The sequence below is a fragment of the Delftia sp. PX-1 genome, from assembly GCF_055797465.1.
This window is the reverse complement of record NZ_CP184763.1, coordinates 6,295,001-6,319,903: the sequence shown is the minus strand read 5'-3', so window position 1 is coordinate 6,319,903 and position 24,903 is coordinate 6,295,001. Positions and strand designations below refer to the sequence as shown.

The window sequence follows — 24,903 nt, the reverse complement described above, 5'->3', positions numbered from 1 at the left end:
CACCTGCCTGTCCTGCCCATGTCTTGTTCGCCTTCTCCATCCTCTTCCTTGCCTGCCGCTGACCGCTTCCATGTCCGCGCACTGACCGCCGCCGACCTGCCCGGTCTGCTGGACATCCAGCGGGCCTGCTATGGCGAGGACTATGCCGAGAGCGGCGAGGTCTTTGCGCGGCGCCTGGCCGGCACGGCCCATTGCTCGCTGGCACTGGAGCAGGGCGGCCGGGTGCGCGCCTATCTCGCGGCCTACCGCAGCCTCATGGCCAAGATCACGCCGCTGCACGGTGACTTCGAGGCCGTCGAGCAGGCCGACACCCTGTACCTGCACGACATGGCCGTGCACCCCGAGGCCGCAGGCCAGGGCCTGGCCCGTGCGCTGCTGGCGCCGCTGTGGGAGCGGGCGCGCGCCGAGGGCCTGCGCCACACGGCCCTGGTGTCGGTGCAGGGCTCGCGCGGCTACTGGGAGCGCCATGGCTATGCCGTGCAGGCGTTGACCGATCCGCTGCAGCAGCAGCGCCTGATGAGCTACGGCGACGGTGCGCTGTACATGGCCCGGCCGCTGTAGGGCGGTGCTATGGGGCGCTACAGGGCGCCGTGTCGCGTGGTGGTCTGCAAGGCGCGGTGATGGGGTTTTTGGCCGGGGACGGGCCGGCCGCCTCTGGTCATAATGCGCGCCATGCCCGATCGCTGGAAACCCAATGTCACTGTGGCGGCCATCATTGAGCGCGATGGCCGTTTTCTGCTGGTGGAAGAAGACACGGCCGATGGCGTGCGCTACAACACCCCCGCCGGCCATCTCGACCCTGCCGAGTCGCCCATCACCGCCTGTGTGCGCGAGGTCGATGAGGAGACGGCGCACGACTTCGTGCCCACGGCCCTGGTCGGCGTCTACCTGAACCGCTTCGTTCGCACGCGCACCGGCTCCGACATCACCTATCTGCGCTTTGCCTTCACGGGCGAGCTGGGTGACTTCCGGGCCGGCCAGCCGCTGGACGACGGCATCATCCGCACGGTCTGGATGACGCTGGACGAACTCAAGGCCTGCACCGCCCAGCACCGCAGTCCGCTGGTGATGCAAAGCATAGAGGACTACCTGGCCGGCCGCCGCTACCCGCTGGAGCTGATCCACACCGATCCCAGCGTGCTGCAGGCTCCGCAGCCCCACTGAGTCACCAAGGCACCGAGCACCATGCCGGCCCTGTCTGTCACACAACGCCACGCTCCCGCGTCTTGATGGCATGCAGACCTCCTCCGCCACCGACGATCCCCTGGCCCTGTTCGAGCGCCACCGCCCGCGCCTGTTCGGCCTGGCCTACCGCATGCTCGGCCAGCGCGCCGATGCCGAAGACCTGGTCCAGGAGGCCTGGCTGCGCTGGCATGGCGCCGAGCGCGCCGGCATAGAGCAGCCCGAGGCCTGGCTGGTCTCCGTGACCACGCGCCTGGCCATAGACCGGCTGCGCCGCCTGCGCGCCGAGCGCGAGCACTACCAGGGCTTCTGGCTGCCCGAGCCCCTGGTCCAGCCCTGGGCCGAGGAGTCCGCACCCTCGGCCGAAGACCTGCTGGAGCGTGCCCACGACGTGTCCACGGCGCTGATGTTCGTGCTCGAGCAGCTCACGCCCGACGAGCGCGCCGCCTTTTTGCTGCGCGAGGTCTTCGATGCCGACTATGCCGAGGTGGCCCAGGCCCTGGGCCGCAGCGAGGCCGCCTGCCGCCAGCTCGTGCACCGCGCCCGCACCCATGTTCAGGCCGGCCGCCCGCGCTTTGCGGCGCCGCCCGAGGCCCATGCCGCGCTGCTGCAGCGCTTTGCGCAGGCCGTGCAGGGTGGGGACTTTGCGCAGATCCAGGCGCTGTTCGCGCCCGATGCCGAACTCATCAGCGACGGCGGCGGCAAGGTGCCCTCGTTCGGCCGCGTGCTGGAGACCGGCCGGCGCCTGGCCCTGCTGTACTTCGCCACCACGCGCCGCATGCGGCGCAACGGCCAGCGCCAGACCCTGCACCTGGCTCGCATCAACGGCCTGCCGGGCCTGCTGCGCTGCATCGACGGCGAGCTGGAATCCGTGCAGACGCTGCTGGTCGAAGACGGCCTGATCCGCCGCATCTACACGCTGCGCAATCCCGACAAGCTGTCCGGCGTGCCAGTGCCGCCGCAGGCGCTGCCGTAGTCAGACGAGTTGCAGGTCGCGGGGCGTCGCGCCTTCGAAGACACGCTGCAGCTGGGCCGGGCTCAGTCCATACATGCGCTGGAACAGGCCGCCCAGCACGGCGCGGTACTCGTTGAGCACGGGATGGTCGCGGTTCTGGAACAGGTTTTTCTGGTTGACCTCGACCTGCTCTCCCACGATGCGACCGCCCGCGCGCGCGGAAAGCCCGCCGCCCAGCAGCCAGTAGGTCGTGCCGTGGCCGTGGTCCGTGCCCTTGTTGCCGTTCTCGCGGAAGGTGCGGCCGAATTCGCTGATCACCACCACCACCGTATGGCGCCAGGCCTCGGGACCTATCTCCTGGGCAAAACCGGCCAGGCCCCGGCCCAGCTCGTCCAGCCGTCCGGCCAGCGCGCCTGTGGCGCCGCCCTGGGCCACATGCGTGTCCCAGCCGCCTACATCGACGAAGCCCAGGTCGAAGCGCTCGCGCATCAGGGCCGCCATGCGCTGCGCCACCAGCGCAAAGCCTCGCGCGCTGATGGCGTCGCGCCCGGCCTGGTCCATCTCTTCCTGCACGCTGCGCTGCACCGCATCGCGCACGGCAAAGCCCTCCTGCACGGCCGTGCCCAGGGCAGTGCCTGCGTACATGGCGGCAATGGCCTGGCTGCGTCTATCGTCCAGCCCGCCCTTGCCCACGGACGCCAGGGCCATGTTGGCGGACGGCAGGCTGCCACGCAGCAGCAGTGGCAACTGGGGCGTGAACGACATGGGCGACACCGGGCCCCGCCCGTCCTGCCCCAGCACCTGGGCCAGCCGGTTCAGAAAGCCCGACTGGTAGCTGCGGCGCCCGTCCAGGCCCTGGCCCAGTTCGATGGAGTCCTGTGTCTCGAAATGGCTGCGCGACAGGTCGTGCGTGCCTGCAAAGGGCACGAAGCAGGCCTGGCCGGCCTGGAACAGCGGATGGATGCTGTCCTCCAGCATCGGGTGCAGGCCCCAGCGGCCATCCAGCGCCAGCGCGCCGCCGGCCTCGCCGGGACGGGGGATGGCAATGCTGGGACGGGCCTCGTAGTAGAAGTCGCTGTGCGTGGGCACCAGCAGACTGTTGCAGTCATAGGCACCGCGCAGAAACACCAGCAGCAGGCGCGGCGTGGCTGGCTGGAGGGCGGCCGCCTGCAGCCGGCCCAGGTGGGCGGCAAAGGGCAGGGCCGATGCCATGGTCAGGAAGTGGCGTCGCTGCATGGAAAGTCTCCGGGGTTCAGCGGAACATCATCTTGGGTGCGGACAGGAAGTAGGTATTCCAGTCCGCCGGATTGCGGGCCTGGGCCAGTGCCGCCTGCGTGGCCTGGCTCCACTGGGGCAGGCGCTGGCGCACGCTGGCCCGTTCCGACAGCATGGGGTAGGGCGGCTTCTCCAGCGCCTCCTTGGGGTCGGCGCGAAACAGCACGGCGCTGCGCGTGGCGATCTGGCGCGCCACCTCGAAGCGTGCCGCCATCTGGCCCGAACTGGCCCAGTCGGACTGCATCTGCGGGTAGCCGTCCGGCGTCTCATGCGCGTAGAGGTTCTGGCCCAGCCGGTTGATCCAGCCCAGCACGGGCGCCACGTCGGCCGCCACGCGCTGGTCCACCGACAGCCGCGTGGCGGCCAGCACGTAGTGCAGCGGATCGCGGAACTTGCGGCCAAAGCGCGCGGCCTCCGGATCGGTCAGCAGCGCTGCCACGGTGGCTGCGATGTCGCCCCGGCTGCGCGTGAAGGCCTGTGCCGTGCGCTGCACCAGGGCCGGCGGCGGATCGTCGGCAATGAAGAACACCGCCAGCTTGTGCGCGATGAACTGCGCCGTGGCCGGCGCGGCGACGATGCGGTCCAGCGCCTCCTGGACCTCGGCCATGCCGCGCGCGTGCAGGGGCTGGCCCAGGAAGGTCTTGGCTCCGTAGTCGTGCCGGTTGGGATTGAACTCGAAGAATCCCGAGCGCAGGTAGTCGCCCTGGCGCCCGCCGCGCATGCGCGGCGGCGGCGTGCCGGCCGGCTGCAGATTGATGCCCACGCCTGTCAGGATGCGCGCCATCTCCTGCACGTCGGCCTGGGTGTAGCCGCTGCCCACGCCCATGGTGTGCAGCTCCAGCAGCTCGCGCGCGTAGTTTTCGTTGATGCGGCCCGCCGCATTGCTGGCGTTGTCCAGGTAGCGCAGCATGGCCGGGTGGCGCAGCGAGGCCTCCAGCAGGCTGCGGAAACTGCCCAGCGCATGCGGGCGTATGGCCTGCTCCTCGTAGTCGCCCACCCAGGCGCGGATATCGGCCTTGCGCAGGCTGACGCTGAAATGGTTCATCCAGAACCAGGTCATCTGCTCTTGCAGCTGTGCCGGCGAGTACAGCGCGCGGATCACGAAGCGCTTCTGGGCATCGCTGCCCAGCTGGTTCAGCGTGCGCTGGTAGGCCTGCTGCCGCGCGGCCTTTTCATCGGCCGATGCGGCGTCCTGCACGGCCTTGCGCTGGTCGCCCAGCTCCAGCAGCACCTGGTCCATGGGGCGCTGGCTGATGCCCAGCCCATCAATGCGCTGCTGCGCCTGCGCAGGCAGTGGCTGAGGCCCCGGCTGCAGTTGCCGTGCCAGCCAGGCCTTGAGGCTCAGGCGCTGCAGCTGCGCATCCTCGCTGTCGGTGGCGCCCCAGGTGACGCGGTCCAGCCATTGCTGGCGCTGCGCGGCGGTGAGCGGTGCCTCGGCCACTCCCTGCAGCGCGGCCGCTGCGGACGACGGCGGGGCCTGCAAGGGCGCACAGCCTGTGGCCAGGACGATGGCGGAGAAAGTGAGAGCGATGGCGAACGGCGAAGTGCGGCGCATGGTGTCTCGGTGGGTAGGGGGCATCCATTGGACGCCAGCATCCTCCACCCATGTGCTTCGCCCTGTAAAGCGCCGGTAGCAAAAAGTAAAAGGCAAAAAAAAGCGGAGTGTTCCACACTCCGCTTTTTCTGAGGGACCCGGCCTTATTTGCTGGGCCGGCTCGCGCATTCAGCGCACTGTCCGTACAGGGCCATCGAATGGTCCTGGATCACCCAGCCCTTGGCCTTGGCGATCAGGTTCTGGCGCTTTTCGATATCGGGATCGTAGAACTCCTCGACCTTGCCGCAGCTGGTGCAGACAAAGTGGTCGTGGTGCTGGCCTTCATTGAGCTCGTAGACGGCCTTGCCGCTCTCGAAATTGCTGCGGATGAGGATGCCTGCCTGCTCGAACTGCGTGAGCACGCGGTAGACCGTGGCCAGGCCGATGTCCGAACGCTCGTCCAGCAGCACGCGGAACACGTCTTCGGCCGTCATGTGGCGTTGCGCACCCGTCTGGAAGATCTCCAGGATCTTCAGGCGGGGCAGCGTGGCCTTCAGGCCGGTACTCTTGAGTTCGTCGATGTTCTTCATGTCTGGGTCTTTGGCAGAGACTGCCCGCTGGGCTGCCACCACGGCAGGTGCGGGACGGCGAACAAAATGGCCCTGGTGCCAGGGGCGTCGCATGATCGCAAGCCCCAGGGACCAGCCGCTACAATGATCCACGATCATATCCCTATGCTGATACCAATGCATGTTCAAGCCCGTTGCCGCGCCAGTGCGGCCCTGATGCTGTTGATCGGGGTGGCGCTGGCAGGCTGCAGCAGCCTCGATGGCGCCGCGCACCGAGTCGCCAATGTCGTCACTCCCTACAAGGTCGAGGTCGTCCAAGGCAACTTCGTCTCCCGCGAACAGGTCGAGGCCCTGCAGCCCGGCATGAGCCGCCAGCAGGTGCGTGACATCCTCGGCACGCCGCTGGTCACCAGCGTATTCCACGCCGACCGCTGGGAATATGTGTTCACCATCAAGCGTCCCGGCGTCGATTCCCAGGTGCGCAAGCTGACCGTCTTCTTCAACGGCGACCTGTTCGCCCGCTCCGAAGGCGACGAGATGCCCACCGAGGCCGAATTCGTCGCCAGCCTGGGCTCCAAGAAGAAGCTGGGCAAGGTTCCTCAGCTGGAAGCCAGCGAGGAGCAACTGTCCAAGTTCCCCGCTGCCAAGCCGGTCGAAGAGCCCGTGGCCGCCGAGCCGCCGCCCGCGGCGGCCAGCTATCCGCCACTGGAGCCCGGCGCCCGCTGATATCGCCGCCCGCGCGCCGCAAGGCATGCGGGCGTTTTTCCGTGGATGGCGGCTGCCGCGGTGCCTGCCGTGCGCCCGGGCAGTCCACTTTCCACGCATTGAGCCTTTGCATCTCTTTCCCGACATGAACGCCACGACCGCCACTTCCTCCAGCAACAACCAGCGCCTGCGCGTGGCCGTGGCCGGCGCCTCCGGCCGCATGGGCCGCATGCTGATCGAGGCCATCGCGCAAAGCGATGACCTTGCGCTGACCGCCGCGCTGGACCGTCCCGACAGCCCTGCGCTGGGCACCGATCCCTCGGCCTTCCTGGGCCTGGCCAGCGGCATCGTCATCGAAAGCGATGTGCGCGCCGCGCTGTCCAAGGCCGACTGCCTGATCGACTTCACGCGCCCCGAGGGCACGTTGGAGCACCTGGCCATCTGCGCCGAACTGGGCGTCAGGCTGGTCATCGGCACCACGGGCTTCAGCGACGAGCAAAAGGCGCGCATCGCCGAGTACGCCCAGCGCACGGCCGTGGTGCTGTCGCCCAACATGAGCGTGGGCGTGAACGTGACCTTCAAGCTGCTGGAGATGGCGGCCAAGGCCCTGTCCAGCGGCTACGACATCGAGATCGTCGAGGCCCACCACCGCCACAAGGTGGATGCGCCTTCGGGCACCGCCCTCAAGATGGGCGAGGTCATCGCCGAAGCCCAGGGCACGAAGCTGGCCGACCGCGCCGTCTACGAGCGCTTCGGCCACACCGGTGCGCGCGAGGACAACACCATCGGCTTTGCCACCGTGCGCGGTGGCGACATCATCGGCGACCACACGGTGCTGTTTGCGGGCACGGGCGAGCGCATCGAGATCTCGCACAAGTCCAGCAGCCGTGCCGGCTATGCCCAGGGCAGCCTGCGTGCCGCGCGCTTCCTGGCGGACAAGACCAGCGGCCAGTACGACATGTACGCCGTATTGGGCCTGTGACGAGGCTCGCAGCACGGGCAAGGTAAGACCATGAGCGGTCCACTCTGGCTCTGGTGGCAGCAAGGCGATGCCGTCGCGCGCGGCACGGCGCTGCTGCTGCTGGCGCTGTCGGTGGCCAGCTGGGTGGTCATCGTCTGGAAGGTCTGGTTCATGGCCGCCAGCCGGCGCCGCGTTCCCCAGGCCATTGCGGCCTTCTGGAGCGCGCCGGACCTGGCCTCGGGCCAGGCCCGCATGGGCGAGGGGGATCGCCAGCAACTGGTGGCACCCATGGCCGAGGCCGTGACACAGGCGCTGGCACCCATGGGCAGCGGCCTGGCGCTTGCGGGACGCGCGGCGCATTCCGTCCGCCTGACGCGGGGGCTTCGCCAGGCGCTGCAATCGGCCAGCCACCAGCTGCAATGGGGCCAGACCCTGTTGGCCACGGTGGGCGCCACGGCACCTTTTGTCGGCCTGCTGGGCACCGTCTGGGGCATTCACCACGCGCTGGCCACGCTGGCGGGCAGCGGGCAGATCGGCATCGAACAACTGGCCGGCCCGGTGGGCGAGGCCCTGGTGATGACGGCGGCCGGACTGGCCGTGGCCCTGCCGGCCGTGCTGGCCTACAACCTGCTGGGCCGGGCTGCGGCCCAGATGGAGGCCTTGCTGGAAGGCTTTGCCCATGACCTGCAGGCCATGTTCGGCACCCAGCCGGCCGAGCAGGCGCCGCACGATGACGGCATGGCCGTCGCCGGCCTGCCTGCCGGCCCCATGGAAGCGCCCTGACGGGGCGGCTCGCCAGGAGCGCACATGGCCTTTGGACGACTGAGCGGCAAGGAAAGCTCCTCCCAGCCCATGCACGCCATCAACGTCACCCCGCTGGTGGATGTGATGCTGGTGCTCGTCGTCATCTTCATCCTCGCGGCACCCATGCTGGCCGCCTCGCTGCGCGTGCAATTGCCCCAGGCCCAGGGCACCCAGCCCATGGCCGCCGCGGGCGAGGACGATGCGCTGCTGCTGGAGGTCGATGCGAAGGGCGCGCTCTGGATGCAGGGCCAGCCCGCCACGGCGGATGCGCTGCGTGAGCGCCTCGCTCAGCTCGGCGCGCGCAACCCCCAGGCAGAACTGCAACTGCGTGCCGACCAGGCCGTGCCCTATGGCCGCGTGGCCGAACTCATGGGCTGGGCCCACGCGGCAGGGCTGACGCGCATAGGCTTCGTGGCCGAGCCGGCGCGAAACCAGGATGGAAAACCCGCAGCCGTCCTGGGTCCCACCGGCGCCGGGCGCTGAAGCGATCAGGCGCTCAAGCGCCGCCGGGCCTGCGCCCGCGAACCTAGTCCTGTCCTTCGGGCCAGCGCTCGTTGCCCGCCAGCCGCAGATGCTGGCCATGGTCCGAGGAGCGCTGGTACAGACTGAGCCCGAACAGCGGCAGCATGCCGATCAGGTGATCGAAGATCGCGCCCTGTATGGCCTCGTACTCCACCCAGACCGTGGTGCTGGTGTAGCAAAACAGCTCCAGCGGCACCCCCATGGGAGAAGGCTCCATGGTGCGCACCAGCAGGAACATGTTCGGTGTCTTGTGGATGTGCGGATGGCGCAGCAGGTAGGCGTATGCATAGGCCTTGAACGCGGCCAGATTGCTCAGATGCTGCGCTGCCATCTCGCTGCCCGCCGGCGCATCGGCCATGCGCAGGCCGCCATCACTGCTCCAATAGTCCTTGAGGGGCTCGAGCAAAGACAATTTCTGCCGCTGCTCTGCCGTCAGCAGGCGGATGGTGTGGGCGTCTATGTGCAGCGAGCGGCGGATGCGGCGCCCGCCCGACTCGAACATGCCGCGCCAGTTCTTGTAGCTGTCGCTCATCAGCCGCCAGGTCGGAATGGTGGTGATGGTCTTGTCCCAGTTCTGCACCTTGACCGTGTGCAGCGCGATGTCGATCACGAAGCCGTCGGCGCCGACCTGGGGCATCTCGATCCAGTCGCCCACGCGCAGCATGTCGTTGGAGCCCAGCTGCACGCCGGCCACGAAGGACATGATGGTGTCCTTGAAGATCAGCATCAGCACGGCCGAGGCCGCGCCCAGGCCGGACAGCAGCAGCAGCGGCGAGCGGTCCACCAGGGTGGCGACGATGAGCACGATGGCGATCAGGAACACCAGCAGCTTACCCAGCTGCACATAGCTCTTGATCGAGTGCGCCTGCGTGGCCTTGCGCTCTTCCTTGAGGTCGTGCGCCTCGTTCATGGCATTGAGCAGGGCGCTGATCACGCGGGCCACGTGGTAGATGGTGCAGGCGATGGCCAGGTTCAGGATCAGGGTGGCCCACTGCGGCTGCAGCTGCGGTATGGCCTGCACGCCGGACTGCATGACCAGCGAAGGCACGGCCTTGGCCAGCCGCTGCAGCACGGTGTCGTGCAGCAGCACCTGGGCCCACTCCATCTCCACCAGCGTGCTGCGCATGCGTGGCAGCACGCGCAACAGCAGCCATTGCACGACAAAACCCGCGGAGCGGGCCAGCAGCACCAGCGCGCACAGCGCAGCCAGGGCCTGCATGACGGGATCCCAGCCGGAAATCAAAGACCAGTTCAGCAAGAGAAAACTCCAGGGCGCGGAAAAACCTGCCGCGCGATAGCGGCATGCCCGGGATGTCCGTATCCGTTCCTGCGCAAGTCCGGGCTGGCGATGGCGGAACGTCTGCGGCGCACTGCCACAGAGGGTGCCAAGCATACGCAGCGCGGCTTTTCCCCGCGCGGCGGCCGGGCAACCGGGTGCCGATGGCGCAGTACCGCCTGCGGGCTTGTGGGCTGCTTGCGGCACCGGCGGGCCGGGGCCCTAAAATCGTCGGTTGATTCCGGCCATCCGGCTCGTCCGGCCACCTTGTCCGGCCCTTGGGGCCGCAGCACCATGCAAGAGAAATACAACCACATCGACGTTGAGCGCGCAGCGCAAGACCACTGGTCCGCCCGCGACGCCTACCGCGTGACCGAAGACCAGGCCAAGCCCAAGTTCTACGCCTGCTCCATGCTGCCCTACCCCAGCGGCAAGCTGCACATGGGCCATGTGCGCAACTACACCATCAACGACATGCTGGCGCGCCAGCTGCGCATGAAGGGCTACAACGTCCTCATGCCCATGGGCTGGGATGCCTTCGGCCTGCCGGCCGAGAACGCGGCGCTCAAGAACAAGGTGCCGCCTGCGCAGTGGACCTACGACAACATCGCCTACATGAAAAAGCAGATGCAGGCGATGGGTCTGGCCATCGACTGGAGCCGCGAAGTGGCCACCTGCGATCCCGACTACTACAAGTGGAACCAGTGGCTGTTCCTGCAGATGCTGGAAAAGGGCATTGCCTACCGCAAGACCCAGATCGTGAACTGGGACCCGGTGGACCAGACCGTGCTGGCCAACGAGCAGGTCATCGACGGCCGCGGCTGGCGCACGGGCGCGCCGGTCGAAAAGCGCGAAATCCCCGGCTACTACCTGAAGATCACCGACTACGCCCAGGAGCTGCTGGACCATGTCCAGGTGGGCGGCGACAAGGCCACGCTGACCGGCTGGCCTGAAAAAGTGCGCCTGATGCAGGAAAACTGGATCGGCAAGAGCGCGGGCGTGCGCTTCGCCTTCACCCATGACATCCGTGGCGCCGACGGCCAGCCCATCCAGGACGGCCGCCTGTACGTGTTCACCACGCGCGCCGACACCATCATGGGCGTGACCTTCTGCGCCGTGGCGCCCGAGCACCCGCTGGCCCAGCATGCCGCGGCATCGCAGCCCAAGCTCGCGGCCTTCATCGAAGAATGCAAGAAGGGCGGCACCACCGAGGCCGAACTCGCGCTCAAGGAAAAGGAAGGCCTGCCCACGGGCCTGTTCGTCACCCATCCGCTGACGGGTGCCCAGGTCGAGGTCTGGGTCGGCAACTACGTGCTCATGAGCTACGGCGACGGCGCCGTCATGGGCGTGCCCGCGCATGACGAGCGCGACTTCGCCTTTGCGAAGAAGTACGGCATCGCCATCCGCCAGGTCATCGCGGTCGAGGGCGAGACCTTCAGCACCGAGGCATGGGCCGACTGGTACGGCGACAAGCAGCGCGCTGTCTGCATCGAATCCGGCGAACTCGACGGCCTGCCCCATGGGGCTGCCGTGGACAAGGTGGCCGAACTGCTGGCCGCCAAGGGCCTTGGCGAGAAGAAAACCACCTGGCGCCTGCGCGACTGGGGCGTGAGCCGCCAGCGCTACTGGGGCACGCCGATTCCCATCATCCACTGCGAGGACTGCGGCGCCCAGCCCGTGCCTGCCAAGGACCTGCCCGTGGTCCTGCCCCAGGACCTGGTGCCCGATGGCTCGGGCAACCCCCTGGTCAAGAGCGAAGCCTTCCACGCCGGCGTGGTCTGCCCCTGCTGCGGCAAGAGCGCGCGCCGCGAGACCGACACCATGGACACCTTCGTGGACTCGTCCTGGTACTTCATGCGCTATTGCGACGCCAGGAACAGCGAGCAGATGGTGGGCAAGGGCACGGACTACTGGATGCGGGACCAGCATGCCGCCACCGGCGGCAGCGGCATGGACCAGTACATCGGCGGCATCGAGCACGCCATCCTGCACCTGCTGTACGCGCGCTTCTGGACCAAGGTCATGCGCGACCTGGGCCTGGTCAAGGTCGATGAGCCCTTCACCAAGCTGCTGACCCAGGGCATGGTGCTCAACCACATCTACAGCCGCCGCACGGCCAAGGGTGCCAAGGAGTACTTCTGGCCCAAGGATGTCGAGCATGTGTTCGACGAGACCGGCAAGATCGTGGGCGCCAGGCTCAAGGCCGAGGTGGACAGCGCCGACGGCCTGCTGCCCGTGGGCACGGACATCGACTACGAGGGCGTGGGCACCATGTCCAAGTCCAAGAACAACGGCATCGATCCGCAGGAGCTGATCGAGAAGTACGGCGCCGACACCGCGCGCCTGTACACCATGTTCACCGCGCCGCCCGAGCTGACGCTGGAGTGGAACGATGCCGCCGTCGAAGGCAGCTACCGCTTCCTGCGCCGCGTCTACAACTTCGGCGCCAAACTGTCGCAGATGGACATGGCCGGCGCCGTGCAGAGCGTGGCCGGCGCCAAGTCGCTGGACGACGTGGCATTCGGCAAGGCCGCCAAGGCGCTGCGCCTGGAGATCCACACCGTGCTCAAGCAGGTGGAGTACGACTACCAGCGCATGCAGTACAACACCGTGGTCTCGGGCGCCATGAAGATGATCAACGCGCTGGAGGACTTCAAGTCCCACGACGACGCGGGCGCCCAGGTGGCGCTGATCGAAGGCTTCGGCATCCTGCTGCGCGTGCTCTATCCGGCAACGCCCCACCTGGCCCATGTGCTGTGGAGCGAACTGGGCTACGCCGCCCACCTGGGCGATGTGCTGGACGCGCCCTGGCCCCAGGTCGATCCCCTGGCCCTGGTGCAGGACGAGATCTCTCTGGTGCTGCAGGTCAATGGCAAGCTGCGCGGGGCCATCCTCGTGTCCTCGACGGCCGACAAGGCCGAGATCGAGCGCATTGCCCTGGCCAACGAGGAATGCCAGAAGTTCACCAATGGCGCGGCGCCCAAGAAGGTGATCGTGGTGCCGGGCCGCCTGGTCAACGTCGTGGTCTAGGCCATGGCATGCCCCCTGAGGCGCTGCGCGCCTTCCCCCTCTCGCTTCGGGGGGGGGACGACACCCTCGCTGCGGGGCGGCCCTTGCTCGGTGTCCCTCGCTTTGGGCGCGACCGTTGCAAGGGCTGTGAGTGGCGCAAGCGCCTTGGAGAACTGATATGCAAAAACGTACCCTGCTCACCGCCCTGGCCCTGGCTCCGCTGCTGGGGGCCTGCGGCTTTCGCCTGCGGGGGGTGCCGACCTTCGTGTTCCGCTCGCTCTACATCCAGGCGGGCCGGGGCTCTCCGGTGGCGCGGGAGCTGTCGCGCAACCTGGCCAGTGCCAGCGACAAGCTGACCGTGCTGCGCGATCCGGCATCGCCCGACGATGCGGATGCGATCTTCCAGATCATCAGCGAGCGGCAGGAGCGGGTCATCGTCGGCATGAACGCGCTGGGCCAGGTGCGCGAGCTGCAGCTGCGCCTGCGCGTGCGCTTCAAGCTGCGCACGCCCAATGGAGACGAGCCGATCCCCGAGACCGAGATCCTGCAGCAGCGCGACGTGACGTACAACGAAACCAATGCGCTGTCCAAGGAGGCCGAGGAGGCCATGCTCTACAAGGACATGCGTACCGACATCGTCCAGCAGTTGCTGCGCCGCCTGTCGGCCGTCAAGAGCCTGACCTGAGCCCCATGCAGCTTGCCCTGAACCAGCTCGGCGGCCATCTGGCCAAGGGATTGCGCTCGCTCTACGTGCTGCACGGCGACGAGCCGCTGCAGCAGCAGGAGGCTGCCGACGCCATCCGTGCCGCCGCGCGCGCCGCGGGCTACACCGAGCGCAGCAGCTACACCGTGGCCGGCGCCCATTTCGACTGGAGCGCCGTGCTGGCGGCCGGTGGCTCGCTGTCGCTGTTTGCCGATCGGCAGATCATCGAGATCCGCATTCCCTCGGGCAAGCCCGGCAAGGACGGCGGCGCCGCGCTGCAGCAGATCGCCGAGGCGGCGCGCGGCAATGACAGCACGCTCACCCTGGTCATGCTGCCGCGCCTGGACAAGGCCACCAGGACCGGCGCCTGGTTCAGCGCGCTGGAAGCCCAGGGCATGACGCTGCAGATCGATCCCATAGAGCGCGGCCAGCTGCCGGCCTGGATTGCCCAGCGCCTGGCAGCCCAGGGCCAGCGCGTGGCACCCGGCGAGGAAGGCCAGCGCACGCTGCAGTTCTTTGCCGACCGCGTCGAGGGCAACCTGCTGGCCGCACACCAGGAGATCCAGAAACTGGCCCTGCTGCACCCCGCCGGCGAGCTGAGCCAGGCGCAGGTGGAGCAGGCAGTGCTCAATGTGGCGCGCTACGACGTGTTCAAGCTGTCCGAGGCCGTGCTGTCCGGCCAGTTGGCGCGCGTCTCGCGCATGCTCGACGGCCTGCAGGCCGAGGGCACGGCCGAGGTGCTGGTGCACTGGACCCTGGCCGAGGACATCCGCTCCATCTGCCGCGTCAAGGACGCCATGGCCGCAGGTCAGCCCCTGCCCATGGCCCTGCGCGCCCAGCGCGTCTGGGGCGTCAAGGAGCGTTTGTTCGAGCGCCTGCTGCCGCGCATCACCGACGCCCAGGCCGCGCGCCTGCTGCAATCGGCCCACGCGGTGGACGGCATCGTCAAGGGCCTGGCCTTCGAGGGCTGGCCCCGCGACGGCTGGCAGGCCCTGCGCCGCCTGGCCATGGACCTGGCCCAGGCCGGCGCCAAGGGCTGACGTACCGTTCCTAGCGCGTCTTTTCCAGCTGCGCCTGGGCCTTGGTGGCCCAGGTCTCGAGGTTGTCCAGCAGGTCCTTCTGGCTGAAGGAGCAGCTTTCCTCGCTGAACAGCGCGCTGGATTCCAATCGGTCCAGCAGATTGAGCAGCACTTCGCCGTAGCGCGGCGGCAGGGCCTGCAGCAACTCCGAGGAAGCCCTGGCCTGCTGCCCGAGCACGGCGGCCGGCAGCTGCTGCTGTGCCAGTTGGGCGAAGCCCGCGCGCAACTGTGCGAGCTGCTGGGCGGCGAGAAGAGTGTCGTGGCTGGTGGACATGGCGGGAAAACCTCTGCGTACTGGGCAGCAGTGTAGGGTGGCCGCGACATCCTGCCGGCCGCCGGAACGCGGGGTTTGCCCTCTGGTGGCCGTGCGAGGACGCATCCCAGCCGCATGTTGGCGCGGGGCATGCCCGCTCTCGGTGCGCAAATGGGCGCAACTCGGCGAGAATCTCGGAATGAACGCGCTCAATATCGTCGAATACACCCACAACCTGGGCGTTCAGGCCAAAGTGGCCTCCGCCCAGATGGCCCGAGCCTCGGCTGCCGTCAAAAGCCGCGCCCTGCTGGCGCTGGCGCGCCTGCTGCGGGAGAACGTGGAGCCGTTGCAGACCGACAACGCCCGTGACCTCGACCGCGCCGTGGCCAACGGCCTGTCCGCTCCCATGGTGGACCGCCTGCGCCTGACGCCCAAGGTGCTGGAAACCTGTGCCCAGGGATGTGAGCAGCTGGCCTCCATGGCCGATGTGATCGGCGAGATCATCGGCATGAAGCAAATGCCCAGCGGCATCCGCGTAGGCCAGATGCGTGTGCCGATCGGCGTGTTCGGCATGATCTACGAAAGCCGCCCCAACGTGACCATCGAGGCGGCCAGCCTCAGCATCAAGAGCGGCAACGCCTGCATCCTGCGCGGCGGCTCCGAGGCCATCGACTCCAACAAGGCGCTGGCTGCCCTCGTCGCCAGGGCGCTGGCCGAAGCCGGCCTGCCCGAGCACGGCGTGCAGCTGGTGCAGACCACGGACCGCGAGGCCGTGGGCCAGCTCATCGCCATGCCCGACTACGTGGACGTCATCATCCCGCGCGGCGGCAAGGGCCTGATCGAGCGCATCAGCCGCGAGGCCAAGGTGCCCGTCATCAAGCACCTGGACGGCAATTGCCACACCTATGTCGATGATCCCTGCGACATCGCCATGGCCGTCAAGGTGGCCGACAACGCCAAGACCAACAAGTACAGCCCCTGCAATGCCAGTGAAAGCCTGCTGGTGGCGCGCGGCGTGGCCGCCGAATTCCTGCCGAAGATCGGCGCCATCTACGCCGCCAAGGGCGTGGAGATGCGCGGCTGCCCCGAATCGCTGGCCATCCTGAAGTCTGTGGCCGGTGCTCAACTGGCCGAGGCCACCGAGCAGGACTGGAGCGAGGAATATCTGGCGCCCATCATCAGCGTCAAGATCGTGTCCGGCGTGGACGAGGCCATCGCCCACATCAACCGCTACTCCAGCCACCACACGGACGCCATCCTGACGCGCGACCATATGCACGCCCAGCGCTTTCTGCGCGAAGTGGACTCGGCCAGCGTCATGGTCAATGCCAGCACGCGCTTTGCCGATGGCTTCGAGTACGGCCTGGGCGCGGAAATCGGCATCAGCACCGACAAGTTCCATGCGCGCGGTCCTGTGGGCATCGAAGGTCTGACCTCGCTCAAATACGTGGTGCTGGGTGAAGGCGAAGTCCGCACCTGACCGAGCCGTGCTGCGCGCCGGAATGCCCCGCGCCGGCACCGCAGCACTGCAATGAATCCATGAAAATCATCATTCTTGGCGCCGGCCGTGTGGGCTACAGCGTGGCAGAAAGCCTGGTGTCCGAACGCAACGACATCACGGTGATCGACACCGACGCACGGCGCCTGCGCGAGCTGGAGTCGCGCTTCGACCTGCGTGGCGTCGTGGGCAGCGGCATCGATCCCCATGTGCTGGCCGAGGCCGGTGCCAAGGACACGGACCTGCTGATCGCCTGCGCCGCGCTCGACGAAACCAACCTTGTGTGCTGCAAGCTGGCCCAGGTCCTGTTCGAGATTCCCACACGCATCGCGCGCGTGCGCTCCTCGGGCTTTGGCGAGGACGAGGCGCTGCTGGGCAAGGAAGGCTTTGGCGTCGACCGCATCATCTGCCCCGAGGAATCGCTGACCAACTACATCAGCAAGCTCATCGAGTTTCCCGAAGCCATGCAGGTGCGTGCCTTCGCGGGCGGGCGGGCCGCACTGGCCTCGGTGCGCGCGCGCGACGGCGCCCCCGCCGTCGGCAAGCACATCGGCGAGCTGCGCGACTGCATGCCCGAGTTGGCCATGCGCATCGTGGCCATCTACCGGCGTTTCCTGGACGAGCCCGACCGCTTCGTCCGCTGCGACGGCAACACGCGCATCGAGCCCGGCGACGAGGTCTTCATCCTGGCCGCGCGCGAGCATGTGGCCGAGGTGCTGCGTGCCATCCACCAGCCTGCCGGCCGGCCTTCGCGCCCGGTCTACCGCATCATGGTCGCCGGCGGTGACCAGGTCAGCCAGCGCCTGGCGCTGCAGCTGTCGCGCGTGCCGGGCCGCTTCCACATCAAGATCATCGAGCCCGACGAGCAGCGCTGCCAGGACCTGGCCTCGCTGCTGCCGGCCGAGGTGCTGGTGCTGCACGGCGATGCCACCGACGAGGACCTGCTGGCCGATGAAAGCGTGGAGGACGTGGACCTGTTCCTGGCCCTGACCGACGACGATGAGAACAACATCATGGCCAGCCTGCTGGGCAAACGCATGGGCGCGCGGCGCGTGCTGTCGCTGATCACGCGGCGTGCCTACGCCGACCTGATGCACGGCACGCAGATCGACATTGCGCTGTCGCCGGCCCAGGCCATGCTTGGCGAACTGCTGGCCTATGTGCGCCGCGGCGACGTGCAGGCCGTGCACAGCCTGCGCCGGGGCGTGGCCGAGGCGCTGGAGATCGTGGCGCGCGGCGACCGCAAAAGCTCGCGCGTGGTCGGCCGCAAGGTCGAGGACCTGCGCGTGCCCGAGGATGCCCACATCGGCCTCATCGTGCGCGGCATACCCGAAGGCGTGCCGGCCGACGAAATCGCGGCCGGTGCCGAGCCCGAGGTCATCATCCCGCGCAGCACCACCGTGATCGAGAGCGGCGACCACGTGATCTTCTTCCTGCCCCACAAGCGGCTGGTACGGGACGTGGAGAACCTGTTTCGCGTCAGCGCCACCTTCTTCTGAGCCGACACCATGCGCGACCTGTTACCCGTCCTGCGCGTGCTTGGCATGCTCATGGTCATGTTTGCGCTGTCCATGCTGCTGCCCTTTGCAGTGTCCTGGTTCACCGACGACGGCATCTGGCGCATCTACCCCTGGGCCATCGGCATCACGGCGGCGGCGGGGCTGTCGCTGTGGATAGGCCTGGACCACTTCCGGCGCGAGCTGCAGCCGCGCCACGGCGTCATCCTCGTCACCCTGGTCTGGGTGGTTTTGCCGCTGTGCGCCATGCTGCCCCTGGTGCTGGGCATGGGCCATGTGGGGCTGAGCATCAGCTTCACCCATGCCTATTTCGAGGCCGTCTCGGGCCTGACGACCACCGGCGCCACCGTGCTCACGGGGCTGGATGCGCTGCCCGTGTCCATCAATGTCTGGCGCACCTTCCTGCAATGGTTGGGCGGCATGGGCATCCTGATCCTGGCCGTGGCCATCCTGCCCCTGCTGGGCGTGGGGGGCGCCCAGCTGTTCCGTGCCGAAGCCGCTGGTCCCATCAAGGACACCAAGCTGACGCCGCGCGTGACCGAGACCGCCAAGGGCCTGTGGGGCGTGTACGGCGTGTTCTCGCTGGCCTGTCTGCTGGCCTTCTGGGCGGCAGGCATGTCGCCGCTGGATGCGCTGATGCACATGTTCGCCACCGTCAGCCTCGGTGGCCTGTCCTCGCATGACACCAGCTTTGCGTATTTCGACTCGCCGTTGATCGAACTGACCGCCCTGGTCTTCATGCTGCTGGCCAGCTGCAACTTCGCGCTGTACTTCGTGGCCATGCGCAAGGGCCGCTGGGACGGCTTCTGGCGCGATCCGGAAATGCGCGCCACGCTGGCCGTGCTGCTGGGGGGCGGGCTGATCGTGGCGCTGCTGCTGTGGGCCAAGGGCGTGTACGGGCCCGTGGAGGCCCTGCGCTACGGTCTCTTCCATGTGGTCTCGGTGGCCACGACGACCGGCTTCACCACGGTGGACTACCTGACCTGGCCCGTCTTTGCGCCCGTGCTCATGCTGCTGATGTCGGGTGTGGCCACCAGTGCGGGCTCCACGGGCGGCGGCGTCAAGATGGTGCGCATGCTCATCCTGCTCAAGCAGGCGCGGCGTGAACTCACGCGGCTTGCGCATCCGCGCGCCTTGCAGCCCGTGCGGCTGGGCACCGGCGTGGTGGACAACCGCATGATCTTCTCGGTGCTGGCCTTCATGCTGGTCTATGGCGCCACCGTGATCACACTCAGCATGGTGCTGCTGCTCACCGACCTGGACCCGGTGACCGCCTTCTCCGCCGTGCTGGCCAGCGTGCACTGCATGGGGCCGGGCCTGGGCGCGGTGGGCCCGTCCTCCAACTATGCTGTGCTCACCGAATTCCAGACCTGGGTCTGCACCCTGGCCATGCTGCTGGGACGCCTGGAAATCCTCAGCTTCATGGCCTTGCTTTCGCCGGCTTTCTGGCGCCGCTGACGCTGCAAAGACTGGGGAAAACACCTAGACCATGGTCCAATCTCTACAATTGCCCCCCACCGTCGTACCCAGAGGGTCTTTATGGTTCCACATCTCATCACGGCCCTGACCGGCCCGATCAACGAGCTTGAGCAGCGCATCCTCGACTCCATGCCGGCGATCGAGCGCTGGTTCCGGCTCGAATGGATGGAACACACGCCGCCTTTCTATTGCTCGGTGGACATCCGCAACGCCGGTTTCAAGCTCGCACCCGTGGACACCAACCTCTTCCCCGGGGGCTGGAACAACCTGACCGACGAAATGCTGCCGCTGGCCGTACAGGCGGCCATGGCGGCGATCGAGAAGATCTGCCCCGAAGCGCGCAATCTGCTCATCATTCCCGAGAACCACACGCGCAACACGCACTACCTGGCCAACGTGGTGCAGCTCAAGCGCATCTTCAACATGGCCGGTCTGAACGTGCGCATCGGCTCCATCAGCCCCGATGTGAAGAAGACCACCACCGTCACCCTGCCGCATGGCGACACGGTGACGCTGGAGCCGGTGATCCGCAGCAAGCGCCGCATCGGTCTCAAGGATTTCGATCCCTGCACCATCTTGCTCAACAACGACCTGTCGTCCGGCGTCCCGGGCATCGTCGAGGAGCTGTACGAGCAATACCTGCTGCCCCCCCTGCATGCAGGCTGGAGCGTGCGCCGCAAGAGCCGCCATTTCCAGAGCTATGAGGAAGTGGCCAAGCGCTTCGGCAAGCTGCTGGGCATCGATCCCTGGCTGATCAACCCGCTGTTCGGGCGCAGCGAAGGCATCGACTTCGCCAATGGCGTGGGCATGGAAGGCCTGGCCGAACAGGTCGATGTGCTGCTGGCCAAGGTGCGCCGCAAGTACAAGGAGTACGGCATCAAGGAAAAGCCGTTTGCCATCGTCAAGGCCGACAACGGCACCTATGGCATGGGCGTGATGACCGTGCGCGATGCCAAGGAGCTGGCCGAGCTGCCGCGCAAGAGCCGCAACAAGATGGGCATGATCAAGGACGGCCAGACCGTGCACGACGTGATCATCCAGGAAGGCGTGCTCACCCAGGAGCGCATGAACAACGCCGTGGCCGAGCCCGTGGTCTACATGATGGACCGCTACGTGGTCGGCGGCTTCTACCGCATGCATCCCGAACGCGATGTGGACGAAAACCTCAACGCGCCCGGCGCCGGCTTCGTGCCGCTGGCCTTCCAGCACAGCACCCAGCTGCCCCAGATCGGCGCGCGCCCGGGTGCCAGCATGCCCAACCGCTTCTACATGTATGGCGTGGTGGCCCGGGTCGCCATGCTGGCGGCCAGCTATGAGCTGGAGGCGACCAACCCCAACGCGGAAATCTACGACTGATCGGGGTGCTGTCCGATGCGCTCGTCATCAGGACAGCGGACAATGCCGGCATTTTCAATTGACTGAAGCCATCTCCCCACGGGATGGCGCATAGACCTGTGCAGAAAACCAAATCTTCGTTGGCCGCGCTCACCCTGGGCGCCATCGGCGTGGTCTATGGCGATATCGGCACCAGCGTGCTGTATTCGGTCAAGGAGGTCTTCGGCTCCGGCCATGTGCCGTTCACCCAGGAGAACATCTACGGCGTCCTGTCGCTGCTGTTCTGGACCCTGACGGTCATCGTCTCGCTCAAGTACGTGGTCCTGGTGCTGCGTGCCGACAACAACGGCGAAGGCGGCCTGGTCGCCATGCTGGCCCTGGCCTCGCAGACCGTCAAGGACAAGCCCCGCCTGCGCAACGTGCTGCTGCTCATCGGCATCTTCGGCACTTCGCTGTTCTATGGTGATGGCGTGATCACGCCGGCCATCTCCGTGCTCTCGGCCGTCGAAGGCCTGGAAGTGGTGTCCCCGCACTTCACCAAGGCGGTGATCCCGCTGACCCTGGTCATCCTGTTCCTGCTGTTCTGGTTCCAGAAGCACGGCACGGCGGGGATCGGTCGGTTTTTCGGCCCCATCACCCTGGTCTGGTTTGCCACCATCGCAGCGCTGGGGGTGCACCAGATCGCGGGCCATCCCGAAATCCTGGCGGCCATCAGCCCGCACTTCGCGGTGCGCTTCATCTGGGACAACCCCGGCACCAGCTTCATCATCCTGGGCGCCGTCGTGCTGTGCGTGACCGGGGCGGAGGCGCTCTATGCCGACCTGGGCCACTTCGGCAAGAAGCCCATCCGCCTGGCCTGGTTCTCCGTGGCCATGCCTGCCCTCACGCTCAATTACTTCGGCCAGGGTGCGCTGCTGCTGGCCAACCCGGCCGCCGTGAAGAATCCCTTCTACATGATGGCCCCGGCCTGGGCGCTGCTGCCCCTGGTGCTGATGGCCACCATGGCCACGGTCATCGCTTCGCAGGCCCTGATCACGGGCGCCTTCAGCGTCACGCGCCAGGTCATACAGCTGGGCTATCTGCCGCGCCTGGAAGTGCGCCACACCAGCGTGCGCGAGACCGGCCAGATCTACATGCCCCTGGTCAACTGGAGCCTGTTCGTGGCGATTGCGCTGGCCGTGGTGCTGTTCCGCTCCAGCGGCAACCTGGCGGCCGCCTACGGCATTGCGGTCACGCTGGACATGCTGATCACCACCACGCTGACCTTCTTCGTGATCCGCTACCGCTGGAACTACCCGCTGGCCCTGTGCATCGCGGCCACCGGATTCTTTTTCCTGGTGGACCTGGCCTTCTTCTCGTCCAACCTGCTCAAGCTGTTCGACGGCGGCTGGTTCCCGCTGCTGATTGGCGGCACGGTGTTCTCGCTGATGATGACCTGGCGCAAGGGCCGCGAGCTGCTGCACGAAAAGCTGCAGGCCGATGCCATCGACCTCAAGAGCTTCCTCGAATCGGTCTGGCGCCATCCGCCGGCGCGCGTGACGGGCACGGCCGTCTTTCTTTCCGGCGAACCGGGCACCGTACCCAACGCCCTGCTGCACAACCTCAAGCACAACAAGGTGCTGCACAACCAGAACATCTTCGTCACGGTGCGCAACCATGAAATTCCCTGGGTGGGCCTGGACAAGCGCACCGAGATCGAGGCGCTGGGCAGCGACTGCTGGCAGGTCATCATCAACTACGGCTTCAAGAACGAACCGGACGTGCCGGCGGCACTGTCCCTGCTGCGCCCCCGGGGTTGCCAGCTCGACGCCATGGAGACCAGCTACTTCCTGTCGCGCGATGTCATCATCCCGCGCATCAGCCACCGCATGGCGCCCTGGCGCGAAAAGCTGTTCGCCCAGATGCACCGCAACGCCAGCCGTGTCTCCGACTTCCTGCACCTGCCCAGCAACTCCGTGGTGGAGCTGGGCTCCAAGATCGAGCTGTAGGCGTCGCCAGCGCATCGCACGGTCGGCGGCTGTGGTGACAGAATCGCGCGATGCGCTTTTTCCGTGACTTGAGTCCCTCTGCCTTCGCAGCCGGCTTCGTGGCCGTGCTCGTGGGCTTCACCAGCTCGGTGGCCCTGGTCTTTCAGGCCGCCCAGGCCTTCCATGCCACGCCCGAGCAGATCACGTCCTGGATCTGGGCGCTGGGACTGGGCATGGGCCTGTGCTCTCTGCTGCCCTCGCTGATACTGCGCATGCCGGTCATGGTCGCCTGGTCCACGCCAGGCGCAGCCGTCCTTGCCACGGCAGGGCTTGCCGGGGGCTTTTCCATGGGCGAGGCCGTTGGCGCCTTCATCATCAGCGCGGGGCTGATCATCCTGGTGGGAGCCACAGGCTGGTTCGAGCGCGTCATGAACCGCATCCCCATGGAAATCGCTGCCGCCCTCCTGGCGGGCGTACTGGCCAACTTCGGCATGCAGGCCTTTGCCGCCGCCAGGGATGCGCTGCCCCTGGTGCTGGTCATGCTGCTGACCTATCTGCTGTCGCGCCGCCTGGCACCGCGCTATGCGGTCATCGCCACGCTGGTGGCCTCCATCGCCTGGGTGGCGCTCAACGGGCAAATGCAATGGTCCGCCGTGCATGCAGGCCTTGCCTGGCCAGTCTTCACCATGCCGCAGTTCTCGGTGCCCGCCCTGGTGAGCCTGGCCTTGCCCCTGTTCGTCGTCACCATGGCCTCGCAGAACCTGCCCGGCGTGGCCGTCATCCGTGCCACCGGCTACGACCTGCCCATCTCCCGCATCATCAGCATGACGGGCATCGCCACCCTGGTGCTGGCCCCCTTCGGTGGCTACGCGCTCAACCTCAGTGCCATCACCGCTGCCATCTGCATGGGCCCCGAGGCCCATGAGGACAAATCCCGCCGCTACACGGCGGCGGCGATCTGTGGCCTCTTCTATATAGTCATCGGCATCTTCGGCGCCGTGGTCACGGGACTGCTCACCGCCTTCCCCAAGGAACTGGTGGTCTGCCTAGCGGGACTGGCCCTGCTGGGCTCCATAGGCAGCGGCCTGGCGACAGCTCTCAAGGGGGAGGAACACAGGGAGGCTGCGTTGATCACCTTTCTGGTGACGCTCAGCGGCGTGGTGATAGCCGGAGTCGGCTCGGCGTTTTGGGGCGTGGTCGCGGGCAGCCTGGCGCTATTTGTGCAACATTACCGACGTGCACGGGCTGACTGATACGCGGCCCAGGCCCGGGCACCCCACTTCCGCCTCCCATACAGGCGAGGCACGGGCCGCCGCCTTCTGCACACAACCCATGCAAATCCTCTTCGTCGCCGATCCGCTCGAATCGTTCCAGACCTACAAGGACACCACCTTCGCCATGATGCGCGAGGCGCAGCGGCGCGGCCACTCCATCGTGGCCTGCGAACCCAGGCAGCTTTCCTGGCAGCGCGGCGGCAAGGTCGTCGCCCAGGTGCGGCACATCCAGCTCACGGGAGATGCCCGGCAGTGGTTTGAAATCTCCAAGGAAGGCCTGGAGGAGCTGGCGGGCTTCGACGCCATCCTCATGCGCAAGGACCCGCCCTTCGATTCCGAATACTTCTACTCCACGCACCTGCTGGAACAGGCCGAGCGCGAAGGCGCAAAGGTCTTCAACAAGCCCAGGGCGTTGCGAGACCATCCGGAAAAGCTGGCCATCCTCGAATTCCCGCAATTCATCGGCCCGACCCTGGTCACGCGCAGCGCGCAGGACATCCGCGCCTTCCATGAAGAGCATCAGGACATCATCCTCAAGCCGCTGGACGGCATGGGCGGCATGGGCATCTTCCGCGTGGGCGCCGACGGCCGCAACCTGGGCAGCATCATCGAAACCCTGAACCAGGGCGGTGCCAGCAGCGTCATGGTGCAGAAATTCCTGCCCGAGATCACCGAGGGCGACAAGCGTGTGCTCGTCATCGGCGGCAAACCTGTTCCCTATTGCCTGGCACGCATTCCCCAGGGCAACGAAGTGCGCGGCAACCTGGCAGCGGGCGGCAAGGGCGTGGCCCAGCCTCTGAGCCAGCACGACAAGGCCATGGCCGAAGAGATCGGTCCCCTCCTCATGGAGCGTGGACTGCTGCTGGCCGGTGTCGATGTCATCGGCCAGTGCATCACCGAGATCAATGTGACCAGCCCCACCTGCTTCCAGGAGATCCATGACCAGACCGGCTGCGACGTGGCCAGCCTCTTCGTCGACGCTCTGGAACAGGCCTTGGCGGCGGCT

General features: G+C 67.2%; 22 protein-coding genes (1 of these 22 running past the window's edge). 17 read left to right on the top strand and 5 right to left on the bottom strand.

Annotated elements, in window-relative coordinates:
* Window positions 1–18 precede the first annotated feature (18 nt).
* The 3 genes from ACN20X_RS28815 to sigJ all read left to right on the top strand — a co-directional run bounded on the left by ACN20X_RS28815 (window position 19) and on the right by sigJ (window position 2,158).
* Entirely contained in the window at window positions 19–561 is a 543-nt protein-coding gene (locus ACN20X_RS28815) for a GNAT family N-acetyltransferase (protein WP_016447217.1), read from the top strand.
* Between the two features lie 102 nt (window positions 562–663).
* Window positions 664–1,164, top strand: a complete 501-nt coding sequence (locus tag ACN20X_RS28810) for an NUDIX hydrolase (RefSeq protein WP_017407282.1) — start codon at window positions 664–666, stop codon at window positions 1,162–1,164.
* Window positions 1,165–1,234: 70 nt separating this feature from the next.
* Complete coding sequence (sigJ, locus tag ACN20X_RS28805; RefSeq protein ID WP_047219249.1) at window positions 1,235–2,158, top strand: RNA polymerase sigma factor SigJ; 924 nt, start codon at window positions 1,235–1,237, stop codon at window positions 2,156–2,158.
* On the opposite strand, the gene ACN20X_RS28800 is transcribed toward sigJ, so the two are convergent.
* The 3 genes from ACN20X_RS28800 to fur all read right to left on the bottom strand — a co-directional run bounded on the left by ACN20X_RS28800 (window position 2,159) and on the right by fur (window position 5,536).
* On the bottom strand, window positions 2,159–3,373 hold the full coding sequence (locus ACN20X_RS28800) for a DUF1501 domain-containing protein (RefSeq protein ID WP_017407283.1): 1,215 nt from the start codon (window positions 3,371–3,373) through the stop codon (window positions 2,159–2,161).
* A gap of 16 nt (window positions 3,374–3,389) precedes the next feature.
* Window positions 3,390–4,967 (bottom strand): DUF1800 domain-containing protein, encoded by a 1,578-nt coding sequence (locus tag ACN20X_RS28795; RefSeq protein ID WP_473210145.1) that lies wholly within the window; start codon window positions 4,965–4,967, stop codon window positions 3,390–3,392.
* A gap of 143 nt (window positions 4,968–5,110) precedes the next feature.
* Window positions 5,111–5,536, bottom strand: coding sequence for a ferric iron uptake transcriptional regulator (fur, locus tag ACN20X_RS28790; protein WP_013804774.1), 426 nt, complete (start codon window positions 5,534–5,536; stop codon window positions 5,111–5,113).
* Between the two features lie 156 nt (window positions 5,537–5,692).
* Between fur and ACN20X_RS28785 the strand changes: the two genes are divergently transcribed.
* The 4 genes from ACN20X_RS28785 to ACN20X_RS28770 all read left to right on the top strand — a co-directional run bounded on the left by ACN20X_RS28785 (window position 5,693) and on the right by ACN20X_RS28770 (window position 8,468).
* Window positions 5,693–6,241, top strand: a complete 549-nt coding sequence (locus ACN20X_RS28785) for an outer membrane protein assembly factor BamE (RefSeq protein ID WP_016454220.1) — start codon at window positions 5,693–5,695, stop codon at window positions 6,239–6,241.
* 124 nt (window positions 6,242–6,365) lie between these two features.
* Window positions 6,366–7,202, top strand: a complete 837-nt coding sequence (gene dapB / locus ACN20X_RS28780; protein WP_016454221.1) for a 4-hydroxy-tetrahydrodipicolinate reductase — start codon at window positions 6,366–6,368, stop codon at window positions 7,200–7,202.
* A 30-nt stretch (window positions 7,203–7,232) separates the two neighbouring features.
* Complete coding sequence (locus ACN20X_RS28775) at window positions 7,233–7,964, top strand: MotA/TolQ/ExbB proton channel family protein (RefSeq protein WP_016447210.1); 732 nt, start codon at window positions 7,233–7,235, stop codon at window positions 7,962–7,964.
* A gap of 24 nt (window positions 7,965–7,988) precedes the next feature.
* Window positions 7,989–8,468 carry an ExbD/TolR family protein gene (locus tag ACN20X_RS28770; RefSeq protein ID WP_016447209.1) on the top strand — a complete coding sequence of 160 codons (480 nt, stop codon included), beginning with the start codon at window positions 7,989–7,991 and terminating at the stop codon, window positions 8,466–8,468.
* A gap of 43 nt (window positions 8,469–8,511) precedes the next feature.
* On the opposite strand, the gene ACN20X_RS28765 is transcribed toward ACN20X_RS28770, so the two are convergent.
* Window positions 8,512–9,726, bottom strand: a complete 1,215-nt coding sequence (locus tag ACN20X_RS28765) for a mechanosensitive ion channel family protein (RefSeq protein WP_034348255.1) — start codon at window positions 9,724–9,726, stop codon at window positions 8,512–8,514.
* A 351-nt stretch (window positions 9,727–10,077) separates the two neighbouring features.
* Between ACN20X_RS28765 and leuS the strand changes: the two genes are divergently transcribed.
* The 3 genes from leuS (at window position 10,078) to holA (ending at window position 14,535) form a co-directional block, all read left to right on the top strand.
* Complete coding sequence (gene leuS / locus ACN20X_RS28760) at window positions 10,078–12,813, top strand: leucine--tRNA ligase (protein WP_016454223.1); 2,736 nt, start codon at window positions 10,078–10,080, stop codon at window positions 12,811–12,813.
* A gap of 157 nt (window positions 12,814–12,970) precedes the next feature.
* Window positions 12,971–13,477, top strand: coding sequence for an LPS-assembly lipoprotein LptE (locus tag ACN20X_RS28755; RefSeq protein ID WP_016447206.1), 507 nt, complete (start codon window positions 12,971–12,973; stop codon window positions 13,475–13,477).
* A gap of 5 nt (window positions 13,478–13,482) precedes the next feature.
* Window positions 13,483–14,535 (top strand): DNA polymerase III subunit delta, encoded by a 1,053-nt coding sequence (holA, locus tag ACN20X_RS28750; protein WP_016447205.1) that lies wholly within the window; start codon window positions 13,483–13,485, stop codon window positions 14,533–14,535.
* Window positions 14,536–14,545: 10 nt separating this feature from the next.
* Here the strand turns inward: holA and ACN20X_RS28745 are convergent, their stop codons facing one another.
* Window positions 14,546–14,848, bottom strand: coding sequence for a hypothetical protein (locus ACN20X_RS28745; RefSeq protein ID WP_016454224.1), 303 nt, complete (start codon window positions 14,846–14,848; stop codon window positions 14,546–14,548).
* A gap of 178 nt (window positions 14,849–15,026) precedes the next feature.
* Between ACN20X_RS28745 and ACN20X_RS28740 the strand changes: the two genes are divergently transcribed.
* The 7 genes from ACN20X_RS28740 to gshB form a co-directional block, all read left to right on the top strand.
* Window positions 15,027–16,307 carry a glutamate-5-semialdehyde dehydrogenase gene (locus ACN20X_RS28740; protein ID WP_016454225.1) on the top strand — a complete coding sequence of 427 codons (1,281 nt, stop codon included), beginning with the start codon at window positions 15,027–15,029 and terminating at the stop codon, window positions 16,305–16,307.
* Window positions 16,308–16,366: 59 nt separating this feature from the next.
* Window positions 16,367–17,824, top strand: a complete 1,458-nt coding sequence (gene trkA, locus ACN20X_RS28735) for a Trk system potassium transporter TrkA (protein ID WP_016454226.1) — start codon at window positions 16,367–16,369, stop codon at window positions 17,822–17,824.
* Window positions 17,825–17,833: 9 nt separating this feature from the next.
* A complete protein-coding gene (locus tag ACN20X_RS28730; RefSeq protein WP_016454227.1) occupies window positions 17,834–19,300 on the top strand; it encodes a TrkH family potassium uptake protein in 1,467 nt (488 codons plus the stop codon).
* 81 nt (window positions 19,301–19,381) lie between these two features.
* The gene (gene gshA / locus ACN20X_RS28725) at window positions 19,382–20,677 is read left to right on the top strand and encodes a glutamate--cysteine ligase (RefSeq protein WP_012207794.1); all 1,296 of its coding nucleotides are present in this window, start codon (window positions 19,382–19,384) and stop codon (window positions 20,675–20,677) included.
* A 98-nt stretch (window positions 20,678–20,775) separates the two neighbouring features.
* Window positions 20,776–22,644, top strand: coding sequence for a potassium transporter Kup (locus ACN20X_RS28720; RefSeq protein WP_026062036.1), 1,869 nt, complete (start codon window positions 20,776–20,778; stop codon window positions 22,642–22,644).
* A 50-nt stretch (window positions 22,645–22,694) separates the two neighbouring features.
* Window positions 22,695–23,876 carry a benzoate/H(+) symporter BenE family transporter gene (locus ACN20X_RS28715; protein WP_016454228.1) on the top strand — a complete coding sequence of 394 codons (1,182 nt, stop codon included), beginning with the start codon at window positions 22,695–22,697 and terminating at the stop codon, window positions 23,874–23,876.
* 79 nt (window positions 23,877–23,955) lie between these two features.
* A protein-coding gene (gshB, locus tag ACN20X_RS28710) for a glutathione synthase (RefSeq protein WP_016454229.1) crosses the window boundary here: on the top strand, window positions 23,956–24,903 show its 5' portion. Its footprint extends 3 nt past the window's final position; only the first 948 of its 951 coding nucleotides appear in the window; it begins with the start codon at window positions 23,956–23,958; the stop codon falls past the right edge of the window.

Bases quoted from the DNA above. Each gene is read 5' to 3' on its own strand.
- ACN20X_RS28815 (WP_016447217.1), top strand. From the start codon at position 19: ATGTCTTGTTCGCCTTCTCCATCCTCTTCCTTGCCTGCCGCTGACCGC.
- ACN20X_RS28810 (WP_017407282.1), top strand. From the start codon at position 664: ATGCGCGCCATGCCCGATCGCTGGAAACCCAATGTCACTGTGGCGGCC.
- sigJ (WP_047219249.1), top strand. From the start codon at position 1,235: ATGCAGACCTCCTCCGCCACCGACGATCCCCTGGCCCTGTTCGAGCGC.
- ACN20X_RS28800 (WP_017407283.1), bottom strand. From the start codon at position 3,373: ATGCAGCGACGCCACTTCCTGACCATGGCATCGGCCCTGCCCTTTGCC.
- ACN20X_RS28795 (WP_473210145.1), bottom strand. From the start codon at position 4,967: ATGCGCCGCACTTCGCCGTTCGCCATCGCTCTCACTTTCTCCGCCATC.
- fur (WP_013804774.1), bottom strand. From the start codon at position 5,536: ATGAAGAACATCGACGAACTCAAGAGTACCGGCCTGAAGGCCACGCTG.
- ACN20X_RS28785 (WP_016454220.1), top strand. From the start codon at position 5,693: ATGCATGTTCAAGCCCGTTGCCGCGCCAGTGCGGCCCTGATGCTGTTG.
- dapB (WP_016454221.1), top strand. From the start codon at position 6,366: ATGAACGCCACGACCGCCACTTCCTCCAGCAACAACCAGCGCCTGCGC.
- ACN20X_RS28775 (WP_016447210.1), top strand. From the start codon at position 7,233: ATGAGCGGTCCACTCTGGCTCTGGTGGCAGCAAGGCGATGCCGTCGCG.
- ACN20X_RS28770 (WP_016447209.1), top strand. From the start codon at position 7,989: ATGGCCTTTGGACGACTGAGCGGCAAGGAAAGCTCCTCCCAGCCCATG.
- ACN20X_RS28765 (WP_034348255.1), bottom strand. From the start codon at position 9,726: ATGCAGGCCCTGGCTGCGCTGTGCGCGCTGGTGCTGCTGGCCCGCTCC.
- leuS (WP_016454223.1), top strand. From the start codon at position 10,078: ATGCAAGAGAAATACAACCACATCGACGTTGAGCGCGCAGCGCAAGAC.
- ACN20X_RS28755 (WP_016447206.1), top strand. From the start codon at position 12,971: ATGCAAAAACGTACCCTGCTCACCGCCCTGGCCCTGGCTCCGCTGCTG.
- holA (WP_016447205.1), top strand. From the start codon at position 13,483: ATGCAGCTTGCCCTGAACCAGCTCGGCGGCCATCTGGCCAAGGGATTG.
- ACN20X_RS28745 (WP_016454224.1), bottom strand. From the start codon at position 14,848: ATGTCCACCAGCCACGACACTCTTCTCGCCGCCCAGCAGCTCGCACAG.
- ACN20X_RS28740 (WP_016454225.1), top strand. From the start codon at position 15,027: ATGAACGCGCTCAATATCGTCGAATACACCCACAACCTGGGCGTTCAG.
- trkA (WP_016454226.1), top strand. From the start codon at position 16,367: ATGAAAATCATCATTCTTGGCGCCGGCCGTGTGGGCTACAGCGTGGCA.
- ACN20X_RS28730 (WP_016454227.1), top strand. From the start codon at position 17,834: ATGCGCGACCTGTTACCCGTCCTGCGCGTGCTTGGCATGCTCATGGTC.
- gshA (WP_012207794.1), top strand. From the start codon at position 19,382: ATGGTTCCACATCTCATCACGGCCCTGACCGGCCCGATCAACGAGCTT.
- ACN20X_RS28715 (WP_016454228.1), top strand. From the start codon at position 22,695: ATGCGCTTTTTCCGTGACTTGAGTCCCTCTGCCTTCGCAGCCGGCTTC.